Genomic DNA, 3,641 nt, shown 5'->3' on the forward strand with positions numbered 1-3,641 from the left:
GGCTTCGGCTTCTTTTGCTTCTTCAGCCTCGTTGTCCTCATCTCTCGTACGTCGCTTACCGACATAGAAACGAGAGAAGAAAACACCCACCTCGAACAGGCAGTACATCGGTATCGCCAACAACGTTTGCGAGAAGACATCTGGCGGGGTCAGTAGCATCCCAACAACAAAGGCTCCCACCACAACATAAGGACGTTTTTTGCGTAAATCATCTGGCGTCGTAATGCCCATCCAGCATAGCAGCACGATGGCGACAGGCACCTCAAAAGAGACACCGAAAGCCATAAATAGCGCCATTACAAAGCTGAGATAGCTGGCAATGTCCGTTGATACCTGCACGCCTTGCGGAGCCGTGTTGGCCAGAAAACCAAACGCCAACGGGAAGACAACAAAATAGGCGAATGCCATGCCGATGTAGAACAACAACGAACTGGAGACCAGCAGCGGAACAACCAGACGGCGTTCATGTTTATATAACGCTGGCGCAATAAATGCCCACACCTGGTAGAGGATCACTGGCGCTGACAGGATCAGCGATACCATGAAGGTCAACTTGATTGGGGTAAAGAACGGCGAAGCCACATCGGTGGCGATCATCGTTGCACCCTGCGGCATCTGTTTAATCAACGGCGCCGCGACCATATGGTAAATGTCGTTGGCAAAGTAAACCAACGCCAGAAAGATCACGATTACCGCAATGATGCAGTTCAGGAGTCGCTTACGCAGCTCAATAAGATGCGTGATGAGCGGTTGGGTATCTTCTACAGCCATGTTTACGGTTTATCACTCGACGAGGGGGAGGATTCGGCAACAGGTGCGACAGCTTTCTTTTCTGCATCCATTAACGTAGCGGAAGTGTTTTCCGTTGGCTCTGGCGTTTTAGCACCCGTGGATTCCGGTTTTTGCTCCGGCGAACTGGCCTGGTTTTCAGCGGCAGCAGGGGTGACCCCTTCTCGCTGCGCTTCAGCTTCTTTCACCACCGGATTATGGATAGTGTGCGCTTCATCGCTCTCTTTCTCAGGATCGTGCACACTGTAAGAACGCTTCATCGACTCTGCCGCTTCACGCAGCTCATCCATTGAGGCTTTCAACTCCGGGGTCAGATTTGTCAGGCTCGCTTTCTCTACTTTCTTCAGGCTGTCCTGAAACTCCTGAAGCTTAAGCTCCTGGGTCAGTTCATTCTGAACAGTAGTTGCCAGGGAACGCAAAGCACGAACCCAGCCAGCAACCGTTTTTACCGCTACAGGTAATCGTTGCGGCCCCAGGACGATGAGGCCGATCACGAACACCAATAACAGTTCGCTAAAACCGATATCAAACACGGATTATACCTGCTCTTTATCTTGGCTTTTGGCGTCTTCTTTTTTCACTTCGCCCTGCTTATCGGTAATGGATTTAGCAGTAAAATCAGCGTCCTGGCTGGTTTTATCTTGCTTTGGCTCATCATCACCCATTGCTTTTTTGAAGCCTTTAATCGACGCGCCAAGATCGGAACCGATGGAGCCGAGTTTCTTGGTGCCAAATAGCAGTACAACGATGACGGCAATGATCAACAACTGCCAAATACTGATACCACCCATACATGTTCCTCTGTCATAGATGATGAATTAATAAGGCCGTAGTATACGTTACACGACCTGCCTAGGGCGATGAAAAATTCAGCGCATTTTGCGCCAGCCGATCAACCAGGCTAAGACACCGCCGGCCATTAACCAGCCCGGCATAAGCCCCCACTCAGGACGGCTTACCAGCAGGAATGTTCCACTGAGCAACAATGTTGCACCAATGCCCAATAAATAACGGGATTGTCCCTGACGTACATGATTCGCGTGAAGCTCGCGGGCAATCTTATCAACACTGTGCTGTAAATATTTGCCCTGGCGCAAACTGTCATACACCAGTTCAGGTATTTCTGGCATTTTTTCGACCCAGAACGGTGCTTTTTCTTTAAATGCCCTAACAAGCGCCGGAATACCGACCTGATCTTTGATCCAGGATTCGAGGAAAGGCTTGGCCGTTTTCCACAAATCTAACTGCGGGTAGAGCTGTCGTCCGACACCTTCAACGTACAGCAGAGTCTTCTGTAGCAATACCAGTTGAGGCTGAACTTCCATATTGAATCGGCGCGCTGTGTTGAACAGATTTAACAGCACATGGCCAAAGGAAATCTCCGCCAGCGGTTTTTCGAAAATCGGCTCGCACACGGTACGAATGGCAAATTCAAACTCTTCTACGTTGGTATCCGGCGGAACCCAGCCAGAATCCACATGCAGTTCAGCAACTTTGCGGTAGTCGCGGTTAAAGAACGCGATGAAGTTTTCAGCCAGATAACGCTTATCTTCTTTGTTTAAAGAACCCACAATCCCACAATCAATACCAATGTATTTCGGGTTTTCAGGATGCTCATAACTCACGAAAATGTTCCCAGGGTGCATATCCGCATGGAAAAAGCTGTCGCGGAATACCTGAGTAAAGAAGACCTGAACACCGCGTTCAGCCAGCAGCTTCATATTGGTGCCGTTCTTCTCAAGCGAGGTGACATCTGAAACGGGAATACCGTAAATGCGCTCCATCACCATCATGTTCTGACTGCAATAGTCAGAGTACACTTCCGGGATGTACAGCATTGGGCTGTCTTCAAAATTACGTCGCAGCTGAATCGCGTTCGCCGACTCGCGCAGCAGATTCAGCTCATCAATCAACGTTTTTTCATATTCACGGACCACTTCTGTTGGTCGCAGGCGGCGGCCGTCTGGCATCAGGCGAGGTACCCAGCGGGCAAGGCGGTAGATCAGTTTCAAATCCGCTTTAATTACCGGCAGTATGTCCGGGCGGATAACTTTGATCACCACCTCTTTCCCATTCGATTTCAGTCGCGCGGTGTGAACCTGAGCAATAGACGCGGATGCCAGCGGTGTGATCTCAAAATCATCAAACCATTCTTCGACGGGCAGCCCCCCCATCGCCTCTTCGATTTGTTCTTTCGCTCTTTGCCCATCGAATGGGGCTACCCGATCCTGCAATAGCGCTAGCTGATCGGCGATGTGCGGCGGGAAAAGATCACGGCGGGTAGAGAGCATTTGCCCGAACTTAATCCACACCGGGCCGAGCTCCTGTAAAGCCAGTCTCAGCCGTTCTCCCAGCGGTTTGTCTTTATGTCGGTTGGGCATCCAGAACAGCGTGTAACGCCACAACCGGAGCGGCAGCGTGATACGCATTTTGGGGATGAGTTCATCAAGACCGTAGCTTAAAAAAGTGCGAATGATGAAATAAAGGCGCCGTACTTCACCTGGCGTCATTTGGCCTCCAGTTTTTCCAGCCGTTTGGCCAGAGATTCGACCGCACGCTCAACGGCTGCCGTTTCTTCTGCAAACCATGCAACCTCAAGCGGACCTGGAGCCATACGCCACTCTTCGGTGATCGCTTCGGCAACATAGCGCTGCTGGCGTTGAATGTTGTGGCACAGGAACTTCGCTCCACCACGCAAAACTTTGCTGACCCCTTCCGCGACGATATCGCCGGTATAAGGTGCTAACAGTTCTGCGGGATCAAACTCCGCCAGATCGGCCAACGCGACAAAGTTCTGTACCACCTGGATATCGCCCTGAACCTCCAGCTCACCACTGCGGATAAGCGTGGTG

At 51.0% G+C, this 3,641-nt stretch carries 4 protein-coding genes and 1 pseudogene; all 5 read right to left on the reverse strand.

Annotation, left to right across the window (positions count from 1 at the left end):
- On the reverse strand, positions 1 to 771 hold a 771-nt coding region (gene tatC / locus FDW87_RS08585; RefSeq protein WP_137379643.1), incomplete at its 3' end, for a Sec-independent protein translocase subunit TatC.
- 2 nt (positions 772 to 773) lie between these two features.
- Positions 774 to 1,322 carry a Sec-independent protein translocase protein TatB gene (gene tatB / locus FDW87_RS08590; protein WP_016155141.1) on the reverse strand — a complete coding sequence of 183 codons (549 nt, stop codon included), beginning with the start codon at positions 1,320 to 1,322 and terminating at the stop codon, positions 774 to 776.
- A gap of 3 nt (positions 1,323 to 1,325) precedes the next feature.
- Positions 1,326 to 1,580: a Sec-independent protein translocase subunit TatA gene (tatA, locus tag FDW87_RS08595; protein WP_003017888.1), complete on the reverse strand. Its 255-nt coding sequence runs from the start codon at positions 1,578 to 1,580 to the stop codon at positions 1,326 to 1,328.
- 78 nt (positions 1,581 to 1,658) lie between these two features.
- Complete coding sequence (ubiB, locus tag FDW87_RS08600) at positions 1,659 to 3,299, reverse strand: ubiquinone biosynthesis regulatory protein kinase UbiB (RefSeq protein ID WP_016155140.1); 1,641 nt, start codon at positions 3,297 to 3,299, stop codon at positions 1,659 to 1,661.
- Positions 3,296 to 3,641, reverse strand: a pseudogene (ubiJ, locus tag FDW87_RS22135) (ubiquinone biosynthesis protein UbiJ); the annotation flags it as partial. The pseudogene ubiJ and the gene ubiB, both read right to left, overlap by 4 nt.

Source organism: Citrobacter sp. wls826, from assembly GCF_005281245.1.
GTDB lineage: Bacteria > Pseudomonadota > Gammaproteobacteria > Enterobacterales > Enterobacteriaceae > Citrobacter > Citrobacter braakii.

Bases quoted from the DNA above. Each gene is read 5' to 3' on its own strand.
- ubiB (WP_016155140.1), bottom strand. From the start codon at position 3,299: ATGACGCCAGGTGAAGTACGGCGCCTTTATTTCATCATTCGCACTTTT.
- tatA (WP_003017888.1), bottom strand. From the start codon at position 1,580: ATGGGTGGTATCAGTATTTGGCAGTTGTTGATCATTGCCGTCATCGTT.